Origin of the sequence: Micromonospora sp. CPCC 206061, assembly GCF_036906915.1 — a bacterium.
Classification (GTDB): Bacteria; Actinomycetota; Actinomycetes; order Mycobacteriales; family Micromonosporaceae; genus Phytohabitans.
This window is the reverse complement of the sequence record NZ_JBAKHX010000011.1, coordinates 90,543-112,005: the sequence shown is the minus strand read 5'-3', so window position 1 is coordinate 112,005 and position 21,463 is coordinate 90,543. Positions and strand designations below refer to the sequence as shown.

The window sequence follows — 21,463 nt, the reverse complement described above, 5'->3', positions numbered from 1 at the left end:
AAACGGTCGTTGAGGCTCTGCGCGCGAGTCTGCCACGAACCGGTCACCCGCCACCCACCCGGTGGCAAACTTCACGACCCGCCTCCTCGCGCCGCGCGGCGGCACCTACCGGCGGGTAACGTGCGGGTTTAGACTCCGGGCATGACGGCGGTGCACAGCCCGGGCATGCCCCGGATCGAGGATGGCGAGCTGGTCTCCACCAACCCGGCGACCGGCGCCGAAGCCGGCCGCTTCGCGGTGGCGACGCCTGACGACGTGGCGCGCGCCGTCGAGCGGGGTCGCGAGGCGGGGCTCTGGTGGGCGGGGCTCGGGTTCGCCGGCCGCAAGGAACGCCTCCTGCGCTGGCGCGCGCTGCTCGCGCACGAGATCACCACGCTGGCCGAGCTGTCGAACAAAGAGGGCGGCAAGCCGGTCGCCGAGGCCATCATCGAGGCGGTCTCCGCGATCGAGCACATCGACTGGGCAGCCCGCAACGCCCGGCGGGTGCTGGGGCCGCGCCGGATGCGCAGCCGGCTGGTATTGGCCGAGTTCTCCGCGCACCTGGAGTACCAGCCGTACGGCGTGGTTGGCATGATCGGTCCGTGGAACTACCCGGTGCTCACGCCGGTGGGCTCGATCGCGTACGCGCTGGCGGCCGGAAACGCGGTCGTGTTCAAGCCGAGCGAGTACACGCCGGCCGTCGGGCAGTGGCTGGTCGACTCGTTCGCGCGGGTGGTGCCGGAGCACCCGGTCTTCCAAGCGATACACGGTCTCGGTGACGTCGGCGCGTCGCTGTGCCGCTCGGGGGTTGGCAAGGTGGCGTTCACCGGCTCGACCGCGACGGCGAGGAAGGTCATGGCGGCCTGCGCCGAGTCGCTGACGCCGGTGCTGCTGGAAGCCGGCGGCAAGGACGCCATGATCGTCGACGCGGACGCCGACCTGGACAAGGCTGCCGAGGCGTGCGTGTGGGGTGGCCTGACCAACGCCGGCCAGACCTGCATCGGCATCGAGCGGGTGTACGCCGTCGAGCCGGTGTACGACGCGTTCGTCGCCAAGGTGTTGGAGCGTGCCGGCAAGCTGACCGTGGGCGCGGGCGAGGGCGCCGACCTCGGCCCCATCACGATGCCCTCCCAGATCGAGATCATCCGGCGGCACATCGACGACGCGATCGCGCGCGGCGGCCGGGCGGTACTGGGCGGGCCGGAAGCCGTGCAGCCGCCCTACGTCAAGCCGACCATCCTCGTGGACGTACCCGAGGACTCGGCCGCGGTCCGCGAGGAAACCTTCGGCCCCACCCTCACGATCACCCGGGTGCGTGACGCCGACGACGCGGTGGCCCGCGCGAACGCGGTCCCGTACGGGCTCGGCGGCTCGGTGTTCGGTCGGCAGCGTGCGGTGGCGATCGCCCGCAGGCTGCGTTCCGGCATGAGCGCGATCAACTCGACGCTCACGTTCGTCGGCATGTCGACCTTGCCGTTCGGCGGGGTGGGCGACTCCGGCTTTGGACGCGTCCACGGCGACGACGGTCTGCGAGAGTTCGGCCGGTCCAAAGCTGTGACACGTCGGCGCGGGCCGTCGCTGCTGCCGGCCATGACATTCGAGCGCACGCCGGCCCAGGTCGGCCGCATCGTCAAGCTCGTCAAGCTGATGTACGGACGCGGCCACTGACCGTCCATAGTGCTCAACGGGACAGCGGGGACGGTGACGAAGCGAGTATCTTGCCCGTCATCCATCTTCAATCCTGTTGAGAGGCGTACTTTCTGTGGCAACCGACGTCGCGGCCCCCGCGCAGAAGAGCGTTGGCACCGCGTACCTGCTTTGGTTCTTCCTCGGCATGATCGGCGCCCACCAGTTCTACCTGGGCAAGACCGGTCGTGCGATCAGCTACATCTTCACGTTCGGCTGGCTGGGCATCGGCCTGCTGATCGACCTGTTCACGCTGCCCAAGCAGGTCGCCGCCGTCAACGGCAACGCTGCCTGAGCGAAGAGCGCGCCGGAGCCCGCTACCCCCGGAGCGGGCTCCCGGCTCTAACAGCGATAGAGCCCCTAGAACAGCGTCAATTCGTCGCGCTGGATGCCGCGAAGCTTGTCGTAGTCGACCACCACGCACCGGATGCCGCGGTCCTCGGCGAGCACCCGCGCCTGCGGCTTGATCTCCTGCGCGGCGAAGATGCCCGCGACCGGCGCCAGCAGCGGATCACGGTTGAGTAGCTCGAGGTACCGGGTGAGCTGCTCGACGCCGTCGATCTCGCCTCGCCGCTTGATCTCGACGGCAACCGCGGCGCCCCCGCCGTCCCGGCAGAGCAGGTCGACCGGCCCGATAGCGGTCATGTACTCGCGCCTGACCAGCACAAATCCGTCACCGAACTCGGTCGGGTTGGCGGCCAGCAGCTCCTGGAGGTGCGCCTCGACGCCGTCCTTCCGGAGCCCAGGGTCGACGCCTAGGTCATACGAGACGTCCTGGAAGATCTCCTCCAGGAGGATGCGCAGTTCCTCGCCGGCCTTGTTGACGACCCGCCACACGCCGGGGGCCTCTTCGAGGCGGCAGGGCGGGCTCATCCAGTTGAGTGGCTTGTAGGCCCGGTCGTCGGCATGGATCGACACCGACCCGTCCGCCTTGATCATGAGTAGCCGGGTCGCTGGCGGCAGGTGCGCCGAGAGCCGTCCGACATAGTCCACCGAGCATCGCGCAATGACCAACCGCACCCGAAGAGACTAGCTAAGTGAGCGCGCCGCCGCCCGCAGACCCCACAAAGCGCAGGGAGCGAAGCGACCGAAGCGACTGGGGTCTACAGGGCGGCCACCGGGCGCGCGAGCCGCCCGAGCAGAGCGAGGGCCAAAGTTGCAGTGAGCGCGCCGCCGCCCGCAGACCCCACAAAGCGCAGGGAGCGAAGCGACCGAAGCGACTGGGGTCTACAGGGCGGCCACTGGGCGCGCGAGCCGCCCGAGCAGAGCGAGGGCCAGAGGTGCAGGCTGGCATCGCGGTGCCATGCTGGACACGTGCTGGAAGCGCTCACGGGGACCGGCCTGGCCGCGTCGGCCGGGCTCAACGCCTATATTCCGCTGCTCACGATGGGTGTGCTGGCGCGATACACCGACCTCATAGACGTGCCGGACGGGTGGCGGTGGCTCAGCAACGGCTGGGTCATGGCCATCCTGGCGGTGCTGCTGCTCGTGGAGATCGTGGCCGACAAGGTGCCGGTGGTCGACCACGTCAACGACATGCTCCAGACCGTGGTGCGGCCCACGGCGGGCGGGCTGGCGTTCGGCGCGGGCGCAGGCTCGGAAACCGTCATGGTGAGCGACCCGGGCGACACGAAGCAGTGGATACCGGTGGTCGCGGGTGTGGCGATCGCGTTCGGCGTACATGGGGTCAAGTCACTGTCGCGCGGCGTCATCAACGCCTCTACGGCGGGAGTGGGTGCGCCGGTCGCGAGCACCGCCGAAGACGTCACGAGCGTGACGATGTCGCTTGTCGCCATCCTGCTGCCGGTGCTTGTGCTGGTGTTCCTGGTGGGCATGGTGTTTTTCGTGGCGTGGGTGCTGCGTCGCCGGCGTATCCGAAAGAGGGAACGACAGGCCGCGCGAGCAGCGGGCTTCCGCGTCTGACCGATCCCGGGGGGATGGCGTGCGAAGATCGCTGCCGTGCTCCGATCCATGATCATGCTGGCGGTGGTGGCGCTCCTGAGCGCCTGTGGCGCCCAGGCGCCCGGCCCGGCGGCTACGCCGGCCGCGACAGAGCCGCGCGGCGTCGCGACCTCCAAGCCCGCGAAACGACCCAAGGCGGGTCCGCCGGGCGCCACCCGCGCGGGTACCAGGCCGCCCGTCGTCGACCATGGACCGCGTACCGCCAATCGCGTCGCCCTGACCTTCGACGCCGACATGACGGACGCCATGCTGTACAGCCTGCGCACCGGCCGGGCGAAGTCGTACGCGAACCTGCGCATCATCGACCTGCTGGAAAAGCACGAGATACCGGCCACCTTCTTCCTGACCGGCAAGTGGGTGGAGAGGTACCCGGAGGTGACGCGGCGGCTCGCGGCGAACCCGCGGTTCGAGCTGGCGAACCACACGTACGGGCACCAGGCGTTCACCGCTGACTGCTATGGACTGCCGCGGGTGCCTCGCAAGGAAATGACTGCGGACGTGGCGAGGACGTTCGACATCATCGCGCCGTACGGTGGCCGGCAGACCCGTTACTTCCGTTTCCCAGGGCTCTGCCACGATGGCGCGGCGCTGGCGGCGCTCGCCCCGCTCGGCGTAACGGTGGTCGACGGCGACGTGGTGAGCGGTGACCCGTTCGCGAAGAGGTACCAGCCGATCGTCCGGGCAGTCCTGTCCACTGTGCGCCCCGGATCGGTCGTCATCCTGCATGTGACCGAGGAGAACGCAGCGATGACCGACGAGGCGTTGCCGCACATCCTGGCCGGGTTGCGCGAGCGTGGCCTCACCCCGGCGCGGCTGTCAGATGTACTGGCGCCGCCGGAAGAGTCCGGCCGCGACCGCGCCGAATCTCACGGCACAAACGGCGAGAGCGGCAAGGGGAAGGGGCCGAGGGAAGGCACCGAGCGCCGCTGAGCCCACCAGTGTGCCGGCGGCGGCCGCCGTCCGGGCATTCGAAGCAACCGCCGCGATGAAGAGCCCCACCGCGGCTCCCCACCACGGCGACGGCGCCCTCCACAATGGCTAGTCGTCTCACGGCGCCCACACGGTGGCGTGGTCACAGAACTTCGCAGCCTCCACCTCGCACCGGCTGACGATGACGACGGTGACGTCGCGGTTGCGCACGCTTTCCAGCAGCGACGAGATGTCGTGCCGATCCACGGGGTCGAGCCCGGTGGTCAACTCGTCGAAGGCTCCCGAGGGATCTAGAGGGAAAACGCTCAGCGTGAGCGGAGGAACGCGGGGATGCCCGCGACCGCCTCGGCGGGGTTGCCCCGGAGGCGACACTCGACGGCCAGGAAGCCCTCGTAGCCGGTGCAGGACAGCGTTGCCAGCACGCCGTGCCAGTCGAGGTGGCCGGCGCCGGGCTGGAGCCGGTTGGAGTCGCTGACCTGTACGTGGCCGACGAGGCGGCCGGCGGCGCGCAGGGCAGCCGACGGATCATCCTCCTCGATGTTCATGTGGTACGTGTCGGCGGCGATGGCCAGCCCGTCCGAACCCACCGTCCGGATCAGGTCGGCGGCCTGGTCCAGGCGGTTGACCATGTGGTCCTCGTACCGGTTGAGCGGTTCCAGGTAAAGCCGCACGCCCTCCTTTTCGGCGTGCTTGCCCAGCTCGGTCAGGCCGTCCAGGAGCACGCCGCGGTCCTCCTCGGCGGTGCGCGGCGGCGTGAACGGCGGCAGCCGCAGCGAGAACATCCCGTACGAGGCCGGGGTGACCGCGCCGCGCCCACCGATGTCCGCGATCACGGAGAGCTGGGACTTCATCTGGTCGAGCGCGTCGCGTCGCAGCTCCCGGTCGAACGCGCCGAAGAAGTGCCGCATGTCGACGCACACCGTCGGCAGGACCACGCCGTCGCGGATCGCGCGCCGCAGCTCGGGCAGGCGCTGCCGGAAGGCGTACGCGCCATGGCCGCGCAGCTCGATCGCGTCGTACCCGGCGGCGACCGCGAACTCCCACTTCCGCTGGAGCGTCGCACCCGGCAGAAGCTGCTCCTGACAGGCGATCTTCACCATCAGAACTCCAGGATCACTTGCAGGGCTTCGGCAGGGCGCTGGTCGAGCAGTTCGTACGCCTCGGCGGCCCGCTCGACGGGCACCACATGACTGACCAGCCCCACCGGATCCACCTGCCCGTTCGCGACCAGCCGCAGGAACGTCCGGTTCAGCCGGTCCTGGTCCCACCGCCCGGAGACCACGGGCGGCACACCGCTGATCTGCGACGAGACCAGCTCGACGCGGTTGTGGTGGAACTCGTCACCGAGCCGCAGCCCGACGCCGTCGCCCTGGTAGAAACCGGCGGCAACCACCCGGCCACCCTGACCGACCGAGCGGATCGCCTCGTGCAGCGCCCGGTACGAGCCACTGAGCTCGATCGCGACGTCGGCGCCCCGGCCGCTGGTGACCTGCCGCAGCTCCTCGGCCGGCGAGCCGGTGGCCGCGTTCAGGGTCATCAGCGCGCCGTACTCCTTGGCCTTGTCGAGCCGCACGGGCAGCGCGTCGATGGCGGCGACCTCGCCACCGTTGAGAGTGGCGAGGCGGGTGGCGAGCAGGCCGATCACGCCCTGGCCAAAGATCGCGACGGTCTCGCCGAGGTGGATGTTCGCGGCGAGCACCGCGTTGAGAGCCACCGCGCCCGCCCGCACGAAGGTCCCCGCGATCGGGTCGAGGTGCTCAGGCATGGTGTGGTGCAGGAAGCGGTCGGCGGGCAGCAGCGCCTCGCTGCGGTGGCCCCAGATTCCCCAGACCAGGTCACCGACGGCCGGCATGCCGGGCTCGTCCCGCACGTCGTCGGCGACCTCGAGGATCACGCCCACTTCCGAGTACCCGAGACCAGCGACCGGGTAGTCGACATGTGCCGCGGCGCCGTCGAGGAAGAGCCGGTGATCGGGATCCCAGGTGCGGTTGAGGTACGGGTTGGTGCCTCGGTACGCGGTCAGCTCCGTGCCGGCGGAGATGCCGGAGTAGTGTGTGCGGACTCGCACCTGCCCGGGCTTCATCGCGGACGGCTGTTGATCCACCACCTCGACCAGTTTTGGCCCGGAGAGCTGGACGATCCTTCCCATCGGAAGTGGGTCGGTGTCTTGCATATGGCGCACATCCACGAGAAGCGATCTTTTGCGGAGATTTTACCGTCTGTTTAACAAATGTATCCCACGCCCCGCCGACGTTAGTGTGACCGACACAACACAAGAACCACCCACGACACACGGTGAACGCCACCAAGCCGTACGTGACAGGCCAGCGCGATAAATGACCTAAAATCCCCTTGTTTCATGTCTAAAAGGGGGTTCCGTTGGCGAGTGTTGCCGAGGTCAAGGCGGCCATCGACGCCGCGATGGCGCACGTGCAGGAGGGCCAGGAGGCCGTCCGCGCCGCCAACGAGAAGCTCGGCGAGGCGCAGGTGAGCCTCGCCGCGGCGGTCGAGGGTAGTGGGCACGAGTCCGTCACCTCCGCCCAGGCAGCGCTCGCCCAGGCCACCACCGAGCTGGAGGACTGCCTGACCGCCACGCTCGGCGCGATGGAACAGGCCCAGCAGTACGCCGCGGCCCTGTGACCGTGCTAACTGGCGCCCAAGTGCCGCCCCGCAGCCGACGGTCCCTCCGCTTGGCGTCGGCTGCGGGCGGCGGCGCATGAGCTCACTGCTGCACGCGCTGGCGTACCGGATCCTTCAGGTCGGCGAGGAACTGCCGATCGGGCAGGTCGCCTCGGCAGCCGACCGGCTGCGCAGCGCCCATGGCCTGCTGGCCTGGGTGACCCAGGCCAGCGCGACCGCGGCACCGGCGCCGTCGCTGGCCGCCGCGGGCGAGCACCTCGACCACGCCGCCGGCGCCATGCTCGCCGCGCGCGAGGCTCTGACCGGGTACCTCCAGTCGATCGGTCTGCCGCGCGAGGCGGTAGCCCCGCCGGACCGGGCCTGGCAGGCGGCGCTGGCACCGGCCGGACCTCGCCGACCCCGGCGCGAACTGGAGCCACCGGCGCTGGGCAACTTCTGGGCGGAGGCCCTCGACCGACTGACCGGACAATCCGGGCACCGTCCCGACAAGGGCGCCCGGACCAGCCCCGAGCTGCTGCACCGCTGCGCGCGGGCCGCGCTAGCCGAAGACCGTGGGAAGCTACGCCGCGAGCTGATCGGCGCCGGCCCCGCGGTCGGGCTCGGGCTGTCGGCGGTGACCGCCGCGCCGCTGCGGCACCTCGCCGCCGAGCTGGTCAGCCACCCACCGCGAGCCGAGGATCTGCCGGAGGTACGCCGGGCCACGCTCCCCCGCGTGCGGCCACTGCTGCCGGCGGTGGACGAGGTCGTGGTCGACGAACTGCTGGCGCGGGCCTGCCACGCGCCGCCGCCCGACGTCGAGGTGCCCGTCCACCCGGTCGACTCCGCGGTCACCGGCGCCGTCCTCGTGGCCGCCCTCCTCGGCGCCACCGGCCGGGACGCCGACGAGCTGGCCAGGGTCGTCGAGGAGCTGGCGGAGAAGGAGAAGGAGCGTGGCTAGCGCCCGGGCTGGGCTCGTGGCCGATGTGCGTCGAGACCTGGCGCTGGCGCGTGGGCTGACGCTGGCCGCGCTTGGCGCGGCGGAGACCGCCCGGGTCGAGGCCCACCGCCACCGCGACGAGGCAAACGACGCGCACGCCGACCGGCTCATCGCGCTCGCCGCTGAGCGGGAAGCCGCACGACGCGCGATCCAGGACCGCTTCCAGCGGCAGACCGCTACGCTGTCGGCCGACCTCACCGCGATCGCGGCGGCATGCGCGCCCGGTGCGGCGGGTGCGTCGTGGAGCGCCTGGCGCCCGACCGAACCGGAACGCGGCCGGCGCCCCGGCCTGCTGCGGATCGGCACGCTGGGGTACGAGCCGGCGCTGCCCGCGCTGGTGCCGCTGCTCGACCACGCGCACCTGTCCTTCACCGGCGACGCCTCCAGAGTGGACGGTGTGATCGCCGCCCTGCTGCTGCGGGTGCTCGGCAGCACCCGCCCAGGCGAGGTGCGGCTGACCGTGTACGACCCGGAGCAGCTCGGCGGGAGCCTCGCCGGGTTCGCGCCGCTGGGCAACGCCGACCTGCTCACGTTCGTCGGGCCGGGTGGCCTGACCGGAATGCTCGACGAGCTGGTCGAGCAGATCCGCCGCATCAACGAGAGCGTGCTCGCGGGTGAGTACGCGTCGTTGGCCGAGCTGACCGCCGCCACCGCCGCCCGCCGACCCGAGCCGTGGCGGATCGTCGTGCTGCTGGGCGACGCGGCGACCGCGGACAGCCTGACGGCCGGGCAGCGCGCGCAGCTCGACCGGATCGTCCGTACCGGTGTGGCGTGCGGCGTTCACGTGCTCGCGCGTGGACTCCCGATCAAGACGCACGCGACTGTCGAGCGGATCGCCGTGAACGGCAACGCCAGCTCGCCAAAAAGCACAGCGAGCTGCGACATCACCGGCGACCTGCCGGTCAAGCTGGACCCGGCGCCGCCCGCCGACCGGATCGCCGCCGTCTGCCGGGAGCTCGCCGAGCTGGTGAACGCCGGTCCGCCCGCCGCCGAGTTCGCCGACCTGCTGCCCGAGAAGCTGTGGAACGAGTGCTCGGCCGGTGGTCTGGCCGCCCCGCTCGGCGACGGCCCAGACGGCGACCTGGTCGAGGTGCTGCTCGGCGACGACCCGCCGCACGCGCTGATCGGCGGGCCCTCGGGGTCGGGCAAGACCAACCTGATCTACGCCTGGCTGGGCGCGCTCACCGCCCGGTACTCCCCCGACGAGCTGGCGCTGTACCTGCTGGACTTCAAGGAGGGCGTATCGTTCGCCCGATTCGCTCCCGGCCGCCGCGACCCGAGCTGGCTGCCCCAGGTGCGGCTGGTCGGCGTCAACGTCAACAGCGACCGCGAGTTCGGCTTGGCCCTGCTCCGCCACCTCGGCGACGAGCTGCGCCGCAGGGCATCCGAGGCCAAGCGCCACGAGGCCACCAAGCTCGCCGAGCTGCGCGCCGAGGACCCGAGCGGGCACTGGCCACGGATCGTGGCGGTGATCGACGAGTTTCAGGTGCTGCTCGCCGGACGCGACGCGCTCGCCAACGAGGCGGTCAGCCTGCTCGAAGACCTCGCCCGCCGAGGGCGCTCGCAGGGCATCCACCTCGTGCTCGCCTCGCAGGACGTATCGGGTATCGAGGCGCTGTGGGGGCGGTCGGCGCTGGTCGCCCAGTTCACGCTGCGGATCGGCCTGCCCAAGGCGCGACGCATCCTGGCGGACACCAACCTGGCCGCCGACGTCATCCCCCGCTTCCACGCCGTCGTCAACGCCGACTCTGGGGTCTCCGCCGCCAACCGCATCGTGCGGCTGCCCGACGCCAGCGACCGGGCCACGTGGCGCGCCCTGCAGGAGAAGCTGTGGCACAACCGCCCGGAAGGGCTCGAACCGCCGCGCCTGTTCGACGGCGACGCGGTGCCCACGTTGCCGGAGTCGCTCGACACCGAAGGGGCCGTCCTCGGCGAAACGATCGACGTGCGGCCCCGCCCGGCGGTGCTGCGACTGCCCCGGGCGCCCGGCCGGAACCTCGCCGTCATCGGCACCCGGACCGCTGAGGCGTGCGCGATCCTGGGCGCCGCCGGGCGGTCGCTCGCCGCGTCCGGCCAGCCGGCCCGGTACAGCATCGTCTGCCTCGACGACGACGCCTCCTGCGCCGCGGGCCTGCTGCACGCGGCGCTGCCCGGTGCCCGCTGGTACGACGCCGACACCGCGCCGGACCTGATCGCCGCCCTCAACGACGAACTCGCGGAGGCGCCGGCCGACGAGCCGCACTACGTTTTCGGGTACGCGTGGGACGCCGGCCACCTCTCCGGGCTGCGCACCGTGCTGACCCGAGGTCCCGAACGGCGCACCCACGTCCTCGGCTGGTGGCGGGGCGTCTCCCGGCTGCGTGACGACCTGGGCGGCGTCGGCGCGCGCTTCGAGGCGATGGGCGCCTGGGTGGCGCTCGACGTACACGGCACCGAGCTGGCGCCACTCAGCCCACAACCGGGCGGCCCAGCCTGGTATCCCCGACCGCATCGAGCCCTCTTCTTCGACCGCTCGGTGCACCGGGCACCGGAGGTCATCGTTCCCTATGACTGCTGACGACTACCGGCGGTTGGTCGGCGCCCTGGCCACGGCGGCCAACCGCCGGGACGCGGAGCTGGCCAGCGCGGAGCGCTCCTACCAGGACGGCGCGGCCGTCGCCGCCGCCGAGCTGGCGCTCGCCAACGCCGCGGCCGGCGAGGCCGACCGGCGGGCCGGTGCCGCGGCCACCGCCGTGGTCAAGGCCGACCGGGAGGCCACCCGCCTGTGGGACGAGCTTCGCCGGGTACGCGGATGGCGCGGCCGCCGCCTCGGTGACCTGCCGCCGCCCACGCCGGTCGACCTGCTCCCCGCCTCTTCGTCCGGTGCCGCCGCCGGGCCGGCCGCTGTGGAGCTGCTCGACGAAGCAGCCCGCCGGATCGACCAGGCCCGCCGGGGCGCGCCCCGGCCCTCGCTGCCCCGCTGGGTGCTGCCGCTCCTACCGCCGCTCGGCGCGTTCGGCGCCACGATGACCGGCCTGGTCGCGGGCGGGTTGGTGACCATTGCACACTTCGACACCGGCCTACAGTGGCCGCTGCGGCTGCTGGGCTGGCTCGCGTTTCTCATCGCCCCGTTCACCAGCGTGCCGGTGGCCGCGATCTGGGTCGACCGTCAGTTCGGCAGCCGCCTCGACACCGGCGCGACCGGCCTGACGGTGCTGGGCGGCCTGTGCGCCGGCTGCGCCCTGTCGTTACTCTTCGCCCGCTGACCGTCAGCGGCCGATGACGTCGTCGATGGTCGTCGCGTTGCCGGCGCGGCGCAGCCAGGTACTGAGCTGATCGAGATCGGTGCAGCCGAGGATCTGGTCGCGAACGTTATCGGGCACCGGCACGCCGCGCCCTTCGAGCACCAGCAGCACCGCCCGCGCCTCGCCACGCGCCTCGCCGAGGCCGACGTAGTGCTTGGCGAACCCGAGCCAGCTCCACATCGACGACCAGCGGCACGTCGTCATACGTGAGGATGAAAGGCCGCAACACCAGGCTCAAACCCTCGAAGGCGAACAGGTCGCGGTACCGGTGATAGTCGGGAACCTTGACATCGAACACGTTCGCCAGCAGCCAGAGCGCCACACTGGGGTCAGCTTGAGTAAGGCGATGGGGGTTTCGTGCTCAGCACTGGGCATAGCACGCACGGTAGGGATGCGGAGCGTGGGCGGGCGACCCCTCTTGACGGGCGACACGCTGGTGGTTAACACTTCCGCAATCGGGGCGAAATGTTAACGCTAACACCTGGACGGGACATGCGCGCTCTCCTAGCCACATTGGCCGCCGCCGCGGCCTTCGTCGTCGTGCCCGCCGGCGCGGCGCAGGCGGACGTCACCGACGGCCTCGCATTGTGGTACAAGTTGGACGCCACTTCGGGATCAGTGGCGACCGACTCCTCCGGCAACGGCCGGAACGGCACGGTCAACGGCACCGCCACGTGGACCGGTGGCGAGGGCCTCGGCTTCAACGGCACCAACACGTACATCAAGGTGCCGGACAACGTCATGAGCGCCCTTACCTCGATCACGGTCTCCATGGACCTGATGATCGCCCCCGCCCAGAGCACCCCGTACTTCATCTACGGGTTCGGCAACACCAGTGGCACCGCCGGCAACGGGTACCTCTTCACGACCGGTGATCAGTTCCGCACGGCGATCGCGAGCGGCAACTGGTCGACGGAGCAGAACACCCGGCCCGCGGTCGGCCGGAACCTCACCCGTGGCGTCTGGAAGCACGTCGCGTACACCCAGACGGGCAACACCGGCATCCTCTACGAGGACGGCGTCGAGGTGGGCCGCAACACCGCGGTCACCATCACGCCCGGCTCGATCGGCGCGGGAGCCACCACCGCCAACTACGTCGGACGCTCCGTATATCCAGGGGATCGGTACTTCTCCGGGAAGATCCGGGACTTCCGGGTGTACGACCGGGCGATCGCGGAGACCGAGGTGCAGCAGCTCGCCCAGCCCATGGCCCAGCAAGCGGTCGCGCAGGACAGCGCCGCCCTCGACCTCGGCGACACCACAGCGGTGACCACCAACCTGACGCTCCCCACCACCGGCACATACGGTTCGAGCATCGCGTGGAGCAGCAGCGACACGTCGGTAGTGTCCAACTCCGGCGTGGTGACCCGGCCGCCGTACGGCCAGCCGGACGCCCACGCCACTCTCACCGCGACCTTGAGGAGAGGAACGGTCACGGACACGAAGAGCTTCGACGTCACGGTGCTAGCCCAGGTGGATGACGCCCAGCTCGCCGCCGAGGCGGCAGCCGCGCTGATGGTGCGCAACCTCGACGACGTACGCGGAAACCTGACCCTGCCGACGACCGGTGCCAACGACACCGCCGTCACCTGGGCGTCGGACGCCCCGGGCACCATCTCCACCACCGGCGAGGTCACCCGGCCGGCGCCGGGTGCCGGCGACAGCACGGTGGAGCTGACGGCGACGGTACGCAGGAACGACGCGACCGCCACCCGCACGTTCACCGCGAAGGTGCCGCAGCTGCCCGCTCCGGCCGCCCTCAAGGGGTACATGTTCAGCTACTTCACTGGCGAGGGCAGCTCCAACGGCGAGCAGGTCTACTTCGGACTGAGCCAGGGCAACGATCCGCTGCACTGGCGGGAGCTGAACGGCGGCAACCCGGTGCTCACCTCCACCCTAGGTGAGAAGGGCCTGCGCGACCCGTTCATCATCCGCTCGCCGGAGGGGGACAAGTTCTACCAGATCGCGACCGACCTGCGGATCTACGGCAACGGGAACTGGGACGCGTCGCAGCGCACCGGCAGCAAGTCCATCATGGTCTGGGAGTCCACCGACCTGGTGAACTGGACCAACCAGCGCCTCGTGAAGGTCTCGCCCGACACCGCCGGCAACACCTGGGCGCCCGAGGCGTACTACGACGAGGGTCTCGGCGCGTACGTGGTCTTCTGGGCCTCGAAGCTCTACGCCGCTGACGACCCGAACCACACCGGCAACACGTACAACAAGATGCTGTACGCGACCACGCGCGACTTCTACACGTTCAGCGAGCCGAAGGTGTGGGTCGACCCGGGGTACTCGGTCATCGACTCCACTGTGGTCAAGAACGGCGGCACGTATTACCGGTTCACCAAGGACGAGCGCAACAACACGTCGTCGACGCCGTGCAGCAAGTTCATCCTCGAAGAGAAGTCGACCAGCCTGCTCAACCTGAACTGGGGCTTCGTCGCCGATTGCATCGGCAAGAACTCGATCAGCCAGGGTGAGGGTCCGACAATCTTCAAGTCGAACACCGAGGAGAAGTGGTACCTGTTCATCGACGAGTTCGGTGGCCGGGGCTACATCCCGTTCGAGTCGACCGACCTGGATTCGGGCGTCTGGACCATGTCGACCGGATACAGCCTGCCGTCCCGGCCGAGGCACGGCACGGTGCTGCCGGTGACGCAGGCCGAGTACGACCGGCTGCTGCGGGCGTACGCGGCGGACCAGCTCGTCAAGAGCGTGGAAGACGTGACAGCGGAGACCCGGGTCGGCAACGCTCCGGTGCTGCCCGCGACGGTCATCGCCGGGTACGCCGACGGGGTCGACCGGCCGGCTTCGGTCACCTGGGACGCGGTGCCGCCGTCGGCCTACGCGTCGGTGGGCACGTTCACGGTCAGCGGGGCGGTCGCGGGCAGCGACACGGTGCGGGCCACCGCCACCGTGACGGTCTCGACCGATGGTCCGGACATCCCCAACGACCTGGTGGTGCGCTACAAGTTCGACGAGACGGGCGGCAACATCGCGCGTGACTCGTCGGGTCACGGCTACCACGGTGCGTACGCCCGGACGCCCGCCTTCGGCACCGGCGTCGAGGGTGGCTCGTTCCAGATGTCCGGCGGCTCCGGCTCCTCGACGACCGCGCCGTACGTGACCATCCCCAACGGCGTGCTCAGCGGCGCGGAGAGCGTGACGGTCTCGACGCACGTCAAGTGGAACGCCTCCACCACGGTCAACCAGTGGCTCTTCGGGCTCGGGCCGGACAGCAACAAGTACCTGTTCGCCTCGCCGTACAACGGCGGCCGCATCCTGTACTCGGCGATCACGACCGGGAGCTGGTCGGCGGAGTCGAGCATGCCGGCGAGCGCCGCTCTGAAGGACGGCGAGTGGCAGCACGTGGCCGTCGTCATCGACGGTGCCGCGCAGACCGGTGCGCTGTACCTGAACGGCGTACCGGTCGCCCGCGCCACGAACGTGACCGTCAAGCCGTCCGACCTGTACGACGCGGCGAAGAGTTACACCGGCTACATCGGACGGTCGCTGTACGGCGCGGACCCGTACTTCGCGGGCGAGGTCGACGACTTCCGGATCTACCGCCGGGCACTGCCCACATCGGAGGTGCTCGAGCTGGCCGGAAACACGACGGCGCTCGCCGAGGTGTCGCTGCCCGAGCTGAAGGTCGACGCTCTTGTCGACGACGCCAACAGCCGCGTGGTGCTGCCCGTCAAGGAGGGCACCGACCTGAAGGGTCTCGCTCCGCACTTCGTGCTGGCCCGGGGCGCGAGCATCAGCCCGGCATCGGGCGCCGTGCGCGACTTCACCAAACCGGTGACGTACACGGTGACCGGCTCGGACGGCGCGAGCCGCACCTGGACCGTCACGGCACGGGTGATGCGCAGCCCGGTGCTGCCAGGGCTGTACGCCGACCCGAACATCGCGGTGTTCAACGGCAAGTTCTACCTGTACGCCACGACGGACGGCTTCGCCGGCTGGAGCGGCACGCAGTTCAAGGCGTTCTCGTCGTCGGACCTGCTGCACTGGGAGGACCACGGCGTCATCCTGGACCTCGGTCCGGACGTCACCTGGGCCGACAACAGCGCCTGGGCGCCAGCGATCGCGCACAAGAACGGCAAGTACTACTTCTACTTCAGCGGTGGCATGGCGTCCGGCGACACCCGCAAGCACCTCGGTGTGGCCGTATCCGACTCGCCCACCGGGCCGTTCCAGGACGCGCTGGGTCACCCGCTGGTCGCGGCGGGCACGTACAGCGGGCAGATGATCGACCCGGCGGTCTTTACCGACGACGATGGACAGTCCTACCTGTACTGGGGTAACGGCAACTCCTACCAGGTGCCGCTGAACGGCGACATGGTGTCGTTCGACCCGGCGCAGGTGCGCACGTACCACCCGACGAACTACAACGAGGGTTCGTTCGTGGTGAAGCGCAACGGCGTCTACTACCTCATGTGGTCGGAGAACGACACCCGGGACGAGGACTACCAGGTGGCGTACGCGACCAGCAGTTCGCCGCTCGGTCCGTGGAGCGAGCGGAAGGGTCCGATCCTGCAGAAGGACCTGTCGCTGGGCATCAAGGCGACCGGGCACCACTCGGTGGTCCAGGTGCCGGGCACGGACGAGTGGTTCATCGCGTACCACCGGTTCGCGATCCCGGGCGGCGACGGCACGCACCGCGAGACGACGATCGACCGCATGGAGTTCGACGCGGACGGCAACATCGAGAAGGTGGTGCCGACGCTGGAGAGCGTCGACCCGGTCGTCAACGCCGCGCCGGTCGCCGGTGTGGTGAAGGGTCCGGAGGCTCCGGTCGCTCTGGGCACGCCGGTCGCACTGACCGTGCCGTACACCGACGCCAACCGCGCTGATTTCCACAAGTGCACTGTGGACTGGCAGGACGGCAGCACGACGGTCGGCACCGCGGACGGCGGCACGTGCAAGGCGACGCACACGTACTCGGCACCCGGCGTCTACCAGCCGATGGTGACGGTCGCCGACTACCGGGGCGGCTCGTCGAGCGCGACGTTCGCCTACGCGGTGGTCTTCGACCCGAGCAAGCCGTACGTGACCGGCAGCGGGTGGATCGAAACCCCGGGCGGGCGCGCGGTCTTCGGGGTCACCGGCGACACCGCTCCCGTCAAGGGCAGCATCGCGCTGCGGCTCCAGGTCGGCGACCTGACCTTCCAGGCCACCTCGTACCAGCGGCTGGTGCTCACCGGCCCGCGGGCGCAGTACAACGGGGTGGGCACGATGAACGGTCGCGAGTACGCCTACATGGTCACGCTCAACGACGAGGCGAAGCGCGGTGCGGGCAAGGACCGCTTCTGGATCAAGATCACCGACAAGGCCACCGACCAGGTGGTCTACGACAGCCGCCAAGCTGACGGAGGCACCGCGATAGGCGCCGGCAGCATCGTCATCAACAGCTGAGCAGTCAGTTACTGACCGAAGGATCAGCAGTCGTGCGGGAGGCCGTTGGCCTCCCGCACGACCGTTACCAGGTCGTCGAGGATCGCGTTCAGCGCGAAGTCCTTGGGTGTGAAGACCCGCGCCACCCCGGCCTCGCGTAGCTTGCCGGCGTCCGCCTGGGGGATGATGCCGCCGACCACCACCGGCAGGTCGGCACGGCCGGCGGCCCGCAGACCGTCCAGCACCGCCGGTACGACCGCCAGGTGCGACCCGGACAGCACGGACAGCCCGACCAGGTCGACGTCCTCCTCGACCGCGGCCGACACGATCTGCGCCGGGGTGAGCCGGATGCCCTGGTACACAACCTCGAAGCCGGCGTCCCGGGCACGCACCGCGATCTGCTCGGCACCGTTGGAGTGGCCGTCGAGACCAGGCTTGCCGACCAGCAGGCGCAGCCGCCCGGTGCCGAGCGCGCCGGCGGTCCGCCGGACGCGTTCTCGCACGACCGAAAGCGTCGTGTCGCTTGTGGACACCGTCGCGGCGGACAGTCCGGTCGGCGCCCGGTACTCGCCGAACGCCTCGCGCAGCACCCCCGCCCACTCGCCGGTGGTCACGCCGGCCCGCACGCACGCGAGCGTCGCGTCCATCAGGTTCGCCGTGCTGGCGGCGCCTTCACGCAACGCGGCCAGCGCCGCGTCCACCTCGGACTGGTCACGACCGGCTCGCCATTCCCGCACCGAAGCGGTGGCGGCCTGCTCCACGGCGGGGTCGACCTGCTCGATCGCCTCCGCACCGGCGGCGGTGAGCGGCGACGGCTCGGTCTCCTGGAACCGGTTCACGCCCACCACGACGTCGGTGCCCGACTCCATGCGGCGGCGCCGGTCGGCGAGCGACGACACCAGCGCGCTCTTGAGGTACCCGGTCTCCACGGCGGCCACCACGCCGCCCAGGTCCAGGATCTTCTCCAGCTCGATCCGGGCGCCGTCCACGATGGACGACACCAGCCCTTCCACGACGTGCGAGCCGTCGAAGAGGTCCGGATACTCCAACAGATCCGACTCGTAGGCGAGGACCTGCTGCATCCGCAGGGACCACTGCTGGTCCCACGGGCGTGGCAGGCCCAGCGCCTCGTTCCAGGCCGGCAGCTGGACCGCGCGGGCCCGCGCGCTGCGGGAGAGGGTCACGCCGAGCATCTCCAGCACAATCCGCTGGATGTTGTTTTCCGGCTGCGCCTCGGTAAGGCCGAGCGAGTTCACCTGCACGCCGTACCGGAACCGGCGCTGCTTCGGCTCGGTAATGCCGTACCGCTCGCGGGTCAGGTCGTCCCACAGCGCGGCGAACGCCCGCATCTTCGCGAGTTCCTCGACGAACCGCACGCCGGCGTTGACGAAGAACGAGACCCGCTGCACGACGTCGCCCATCCGCTTGGGCGGCACCTGACCGCCGTCGCGCACCGCGTCGAGTACGGCCACGGCGGTCGCCAGCGCGAACCCGACCTCCTGCACGGGCGTCGCGCCCGCCTCCTGGAGGTGGTACGAGCACACGTTGATGGGGTTCCACTTGGGACAGTTGGTGACCGCCCAGGCGATCGTGTCGGTGGTCAGCCGCAGCGACGGCGCGGGCGGGAAGATGTACGTGCCGCGGGACAGGTACTCCTTGACGATGTCGTTCTGTGTGGTGCCGGCGAGCGTGGCCGGCGGTGTGCCCTGCTCCTCGGCGGCCACGACGTAGAGGGCGAGCAGCCACATGGCCGTCGCGTTGATCGTCATGGAGGTGTTGGCCTCGGCGAGCGGGATGCCGTCGAAGAGGGCCCGCGCGTCCCCCAGGTGCGCCACTGGCACCCCGACCCGGCCGACCTCACCGGCGGCCATCACGTCGTCGGGGTCGTATCCGGTCTGGGTGGGCAGGTCGAAGGCGACCGACAGCCCGGTCTGGCCTTTGCCCAGGTTGCGGCGGAAGAGGGCGTTGGTCGCGGCGGCCGAGGAGTGCCCGGCGTAGGTCCGCATCACCCATGGGCGGTCGCGCTCCGGCAGACGGCTCTCCATGTTCGGAGTCTAAGTTACCGTTAAGTCACTAGGGCCGGTGAAAAACCGCACAGCCGGCCGGTCCATAGTGTGTGCCCATGGATTCCGCGATCTCCGTGCATGGGCTGCGCAAGGCGTACGCCGACGTCACGGCCGTGGCCGGGCTCGACCTCCAGGTGCGCAAGGGCGAGGTGTTCGCGCTGCTGGGGCCGAACGGCGCCGGCAAGACGACGACGGTGGAGATCCTGGAGGGCTACCGGCGGCGGGACGCGGGCGAGGTGCTCGTGCTCGGCGAGGACCCCGACAAGGCGGGCGCCGCCTGGCGGGCCCGGGTGGGCATCGTGCTCCAGGGCACCGGAGAGTTCGACGAGCTGACCGTCGCCGAGGTGGTGCGCCACTTCGCGGGCTTCTACCCGTCCGCGGACGACCCTGACCGGGTGATCGCCCGGGTCGGGCTCACCGAGAAGGCGCGCACGCGCACCCGCACGCTCTCCGGCGGGCAGAAGCGCCGGCTCGACGTGGCGCTGGGCATCGTTGGCCGCCCCGAACTGCTGTTCCTCGACGAGCCGACGACCGGCTTCGACCCGGAGGCGCGGCGCGAGTTCTGGGAGCTGATCCGGGATCTGGCGGGCGCCGGTACGACGATCCTGCTGACCACGCACTATCTGGACGAGGCTGAGGCGCTCGCGGACCGGGTGGGCGTGATCGCCCGGGGAGAGCTGGTCGAGGTGGCTCCGCCGAGCCGGCTGGGCAATCGCCATCAGGCTCCGGCAACGGTCGCCTGGCGTACCAAAGAAGGAGCTGTCGAGGCGACCGAGAGCGAGACGCCGACGGCGCTGGTGGCCGAATTGGCCGCGCGCTTCGGCGGCGAAGTGCCGGAACTGACCGTCACCCGACCGACGCTCGAAGACGTCTACCTGCGAATGATCGGAGAGAAGGCGTGATCGGGCTGGCTCAGCGGCAGGGTGCACTGGAGATCAGGCAGTTCCTGCGCAGCCGGGAGTCGGTCGTCTTCACGATGGCGTTCCCGGTCATCATGATTCTGATCTTCGCGTCGATCTTCACGTGGGACATCACGCCGGGTGTGAGCTTCACGCAGTACTTCGTGACCGGGATGATCGCGACCGGGCTGATGACCGTGGGGTTCCAGAGCCTGGCGATCCAGATCCCGATCGAGCGGGACCGGGGCGTGCTGAAGCGGCTGCGCGGGACACCCATGCCCAAATGGGCGTATTTCGCCGGCAAGGTCATCATGGTGGCGGCGATCGCGGTCGTGGAGATCGCGCTGCTGCTCGCGGTGTCCGTGGGGTTCTTCGGGCTGGAGCTGCCATCGACGGTGGGCAGGTGGCTGACGTTCGGCTGGGTGACCGTGCTGGGGCTGACCGCGTGCACGCTGTGCGGGATCGCGTTCTCGTCGGTGTCGCGCACCGCGCGCGGCGCCACGGCGACGGCGACCCCGGTGGCCCTGGTCCTGCAGTTCATCTCCGGGGTGTTCTTCGTCTTCACCGACCTGCCGGTGTGGATGCAGCAGGTCGCGGCGCTGTTCCCTCTGAAGTGGATGTGCCAGGGCCTGCGCTCGGTCTTCCTGCCCGAGAGCTTCGCGGCCCAGGAACCGGCGGGCTCGTGGGAGCTGGGCAAGGTGGCCCTGATCCTCACAGCGTGGTGCGTGATCGGCCTGGTGCTCTGCCTACGCACCTTCCGCTGGTCCCTGGACCGCTAAGGCGCGCCGGGATCAGTACTCGTAGAAGCCGCGGCCGGACTTTCGGCCCAGGTCGCCGGCCGTCACCATGCGCTGAAGCAGCTCCGGAGGGAAGAACTTCTCGTCGGCTGTGTCGGTGTAGATGTTCTTCGTCGCGTGAAGTAGGACGTCTACGCCGGTCAGGTCGGTCGTAGCCAAGGGGCCCATGGCGTGGCCGAAACCTAGCTTGCACGCCACGTCCAGGTCTTCCGGACTGACCACGCCCGACTCGACCAGCTTGACCGCCTCGACCACGAGCGCGGCGATCAGCCGGGTGGTGACGAAGCCGGCGACGTCGCGGTTGACCACGATGCACGTCTTGCCGATCTCCTCGGCGAACGCCTTGGCGGCGGCCAGCGCCTCGTCGGAGGTCTTGTATCCGCGTACGAGCTCGCAGAGCTTCATCATCGGCACCGGCGAGAAGAAATGGGTGCCAACGACCCACTCTGGGCGTTGTGTCACCGCCGCGATCTGCGTGACCGGTATGGCGCTAGTGTTCGTGGCCAGCACCGCACCCGCCTTGCAGACCTTGTCGAGCTGGCGGAACACCTCGTGCTTGATCTCCAGCCGCTCGAACACCGCCTCCACCACGATGTCCGCCTCGGCCGCCGCGTCGAGGTCGGTCGTCGTCGAGATCCGGCCGACGGCCGCGTCCACGTCGTCAGCGCCGATCACGCCCTTCGCGGCGAACTTCGACAGCGACGCGCGGATGCCGTCGACCCCGCGCTTCAGCGCCGCGTCGTCCAGGTCGCGGATGGTCACCTGCCAGCCTGCCTGGGCCGCCACCTGTGCGATGCCCGAACCCATCAGACCGGCCCCGATGACCGCCAGTCGCCCCGCCATG

Annotated in this window: 18 protein-coding genes; 11 read left to right on the top strand and 7 right to left on the bottom strand. The window is 70.2% G+C overall.

The genetic code is table 11. The features are described from left to right. Positions 1–141: 141 nt before the first annotated feature. Both V6V89_RS11705 and V6V89_RS11700 read left to right on the top strand, forming a co-directional pair. The gene (locus V6V89_RS11705; protein ID WP_334619053.1) at positions 142–1,647 is read left to right on the top strand and encodes an aldehyde dehydrogenase family protein; all 1,506 of its coding nucleotides are present in this window, start codon (positions 142–144) and stop codon (positions 1,645–1,647) included. Positions 1,648–1,741: 94 nt separating this feature from the next. Next, positions 1,742–1,960, top strand: a complete 219-nt coding sequence (locus V6V89_RS11700; RefSeq protein ID WP_334619052.1) for a TM2 domain-containing protein — start codon at positions 1,742–1,744, stop codon at positions 1,958–1,960. A 65-nt stretch (positions 1,961–2,025) separates the two neighbouring features. Here V6V89_RS11700 and nucS read toward each other — a convergent pair whose 3' ends face one another. Beyond that, positions 2,026–2,685, bottom strand: a complete 660-nt coding sequence (gene nucS / locus V6V89_RS11695) for an endonuclease NucS (RefSeq protein WP_334619051.1) — start codon at positions 2,683–2,685, stop codon at positions 2,026–2,028. A gap of 294 nt (positions 2,686–2,979) precedes the next feature. On the opposite strand from nucS, the gene V6V89_RS11690 reads away from it, so the two are divergent. Then, positions 2,980–3,588, top strand: coding sequence for a DUF4126 domain-containing protein (locus V6V89_RS11690; RefSeq protein ID WP_334619050.1), 609 nt, complete (start codon positions 2,980–2,982; stop codon positions 3,586–3,588). Positions 3,589–3,624: 36 nt separating this feature from the next. After that, positions 3,625–4,557 carry a polysaccharide deacetylase family protein gene (locus V6V89_RS11685; protein ID WP_334619049.1) on the top strand — a complete coding sequence of 311 codons (933 nt, stop codon included), beginning with the start codon at positions 3,625–3,627 and terminating at the stop codon, positions 4,555–4,557. Between the two features lie 117 nt (positions 4,558–4,674). Here V6V89_RS11685 and V6V89_RS11680 read toward each other — a convergent pair whose 3' ends face one another. Genes V6V89_RS11680 through V6V89_RS11670 form a run of 3 tightly spaced genes read right to left on the bottom strand, consistent with a single transcriptional unit; the run spans position 4,675 to position 6,706 of the window. After that, entirely contained in the window at positions 4,675–4,824 is a 150-nt protein-coding gene (locus V6V89_RS11680) for a hypothetical protein (protein ID WP_334619048.1), read from the bottom strand. A gap of 38 nt (positions 4,825–4,862) precedes the next feature. Beyond that, positions 4,863–5,657, bottom strand: a complete 795-nt coding sequence (locus V6V89_RS11675) for a sugar phosphate isomerase/epimerase family protein (protein WP_334619047.1) — start codon at positions 5,655–5,657, stop codon at positions 4,863–4,865. Beyond that, positions 5,657–6,706 carry a zinc-binding dehydrogenase gene (locus V6V89_RS11670; protein ID WP_334619046.1) on the bottom strand — a complete coding sequence of 350 codons (1,050 nt, stop codon included), beginning with the start codon at positions 6,704–6,706 and terminating at the stop codon, positions 5,657–5,659. The genes V6V89_RS11675 and V6V89_RS11670 overlap by 1 nt, the downstream gene beginning before the upstream one ends. A gap of 230 nt (positions 6,707–6,936) precedes the next feature. Here V6V89_RS11670 and V6V89_RS11665 point away from each other — a divergent pair, with 230 nt between their 5' ends. The 4 genes from V6V89_RS11665 to V6V89_RS11650 all read left to right on the top strand — a co-directional run bounded on the left by V6V89_RS11665 (position 6,937) and on the right by V6V89_RS11650 (position 11,418). Further along, positions 6,937–7,197: a hypothetical protein gene (locus V6V89_RS11665; protein ID WP_334619045.1), complete on the top strand. Its 261-nt coding sequence runs from the start codon at positions 6,937–6,939 to the stop codon at positions 7,195–7,197. 76 nt (positions 7,198–7,273) lie between these two features. Next, positions 7,274–8,134, top strand: coding sequence for a hypothetical protein (locus V6V89_RS11660; RefSeq protein WP_334619043.1), 861 nt, complete (start codon positions 7,274–7,276; stop codon positions 8,132–8,134). Next, a complete protein-coding gene (locus tag V6V89_RS11655) occupies positions 8,127–10,730 on the top strand; it encodes an FtsK/SpoIIIE domain-containing protein (RefSeq protein WP_334619042.1) in 2,604 nt (867 codons plus the stop codon). Before V6V89_RS11660 ends, V6V89_RS11655 begins: the two co-directional genes overlap by 8 nt. Continuing rightward, the gene (locus tag V6V89_RS11650; RefSeq protein WP_334619041.1) at positions 10,720–11,418 is read left to right on the top strand and encodes a hypothetical protein; all 699 of its coding nucleotides are present in this window, start codon (positions 10,720–10,722) and stop codon (positions 11,416–11,418) included. Before V6V89_RS11655 ends, V6V89_RS11650 begins: the two co-directional genes overlap by 11 nt. A 3-nt stretch (positions 11,419–11,421) precedes the next feature. On the opposite strand, the gene V6V89_RS11645 is transcribed toward V6V89_RS11650, so the two are convergent. Beyond that, a complete protein-coding gene (locus V6V89_RS11645; RefSeq protein ID WP_334619040.1) occupies positions 11,422–11,661 on the bottom strand; it encodes a hypothetical protein in 240 nt (79 codons plus the stop codon). 288 nt (positions 11,662–11,949) lie between these two features. On the opposite strand from V6V89_RS11645, the gene V6V89_RS11640 reads away from it, so the two are divergent. Further along, the gene (locus tag V6V89_RS11640; RefSeq protein ID WP_334619039.1) at positions 11,950–16,878 is read left to right on the top strand and encodes a family 43 glycosylhydrolase; all 4,929 of its coding nucleotides are present in this window, start codon (positions 11,950–11,952) and stop codon (positions 16,876–16,878) included. Between the two features lie 23 nt (positions 16,879–16,901). On the opposite strand, the gene V6V89_RS11635 is transcribed toward V6V89_RS11640, so the two are convergent. After that, positions 16,902–18,902 (bottom strand): protein meaA, encoded by a 2,001-nt coding sequence (locus V6V89_RS11635; RefSeq protein WP_334619038.1) that lies wholly within the window; start codon positions 18,900–18,902, stop codon positions 16,902–16,904. A gap of 77 nt (positions 18,903–18,979) precedes the next feature. Here V6V89_RS11635 and V6V89_RS11630 point away from each other — a divergent pair, with 77 nt between their 5' ends. Then, on the top strand, positions 18,980–19,825 hold the full coding sequence (locus tag V6V89_RS11630) for an ABC transporter ATP-binding protein (RefSeq protein WP_334619037.1): 846 nt from the start codon (positions 18,980–18,982) through the stop codon (positions 19,823–19,825). Continuing rightward, positions 19,729–20,601 (top strand): ABC transporter permease, encoded by an 873-nt coding sequence (locus V6V89_RS11625; protein WP_442935120.1) that lies wholly within the window; start codon positions 19,729–19,731, stop codon positions 20,599–20,601. The genes V6V89_RS11630 and V6V89_RS11625 overlap by 97 nt, the downstream gene beginning before the upstream one ends. 12 nt (positions 20,602–20,613) lie before the next feature. Here V6V89_RS11625 and V6V89_RS11620 read toward each other — a convergent pair whose 3' ends face one another. Further along, positions 20,614–21,462, bottom strand: a complete 849-nt coding sequence (locus V6V89_RS11620; RefSeq protein ID WP_334619036.1) for a 3-hydroxyacyl-CoA dehydrogenase family protein — start codon at positions 21,460–21,462, stop codon at positions 20,614–20,616. Between the last annotated feature and the right edge of the window lies 1 nt (position 21,463).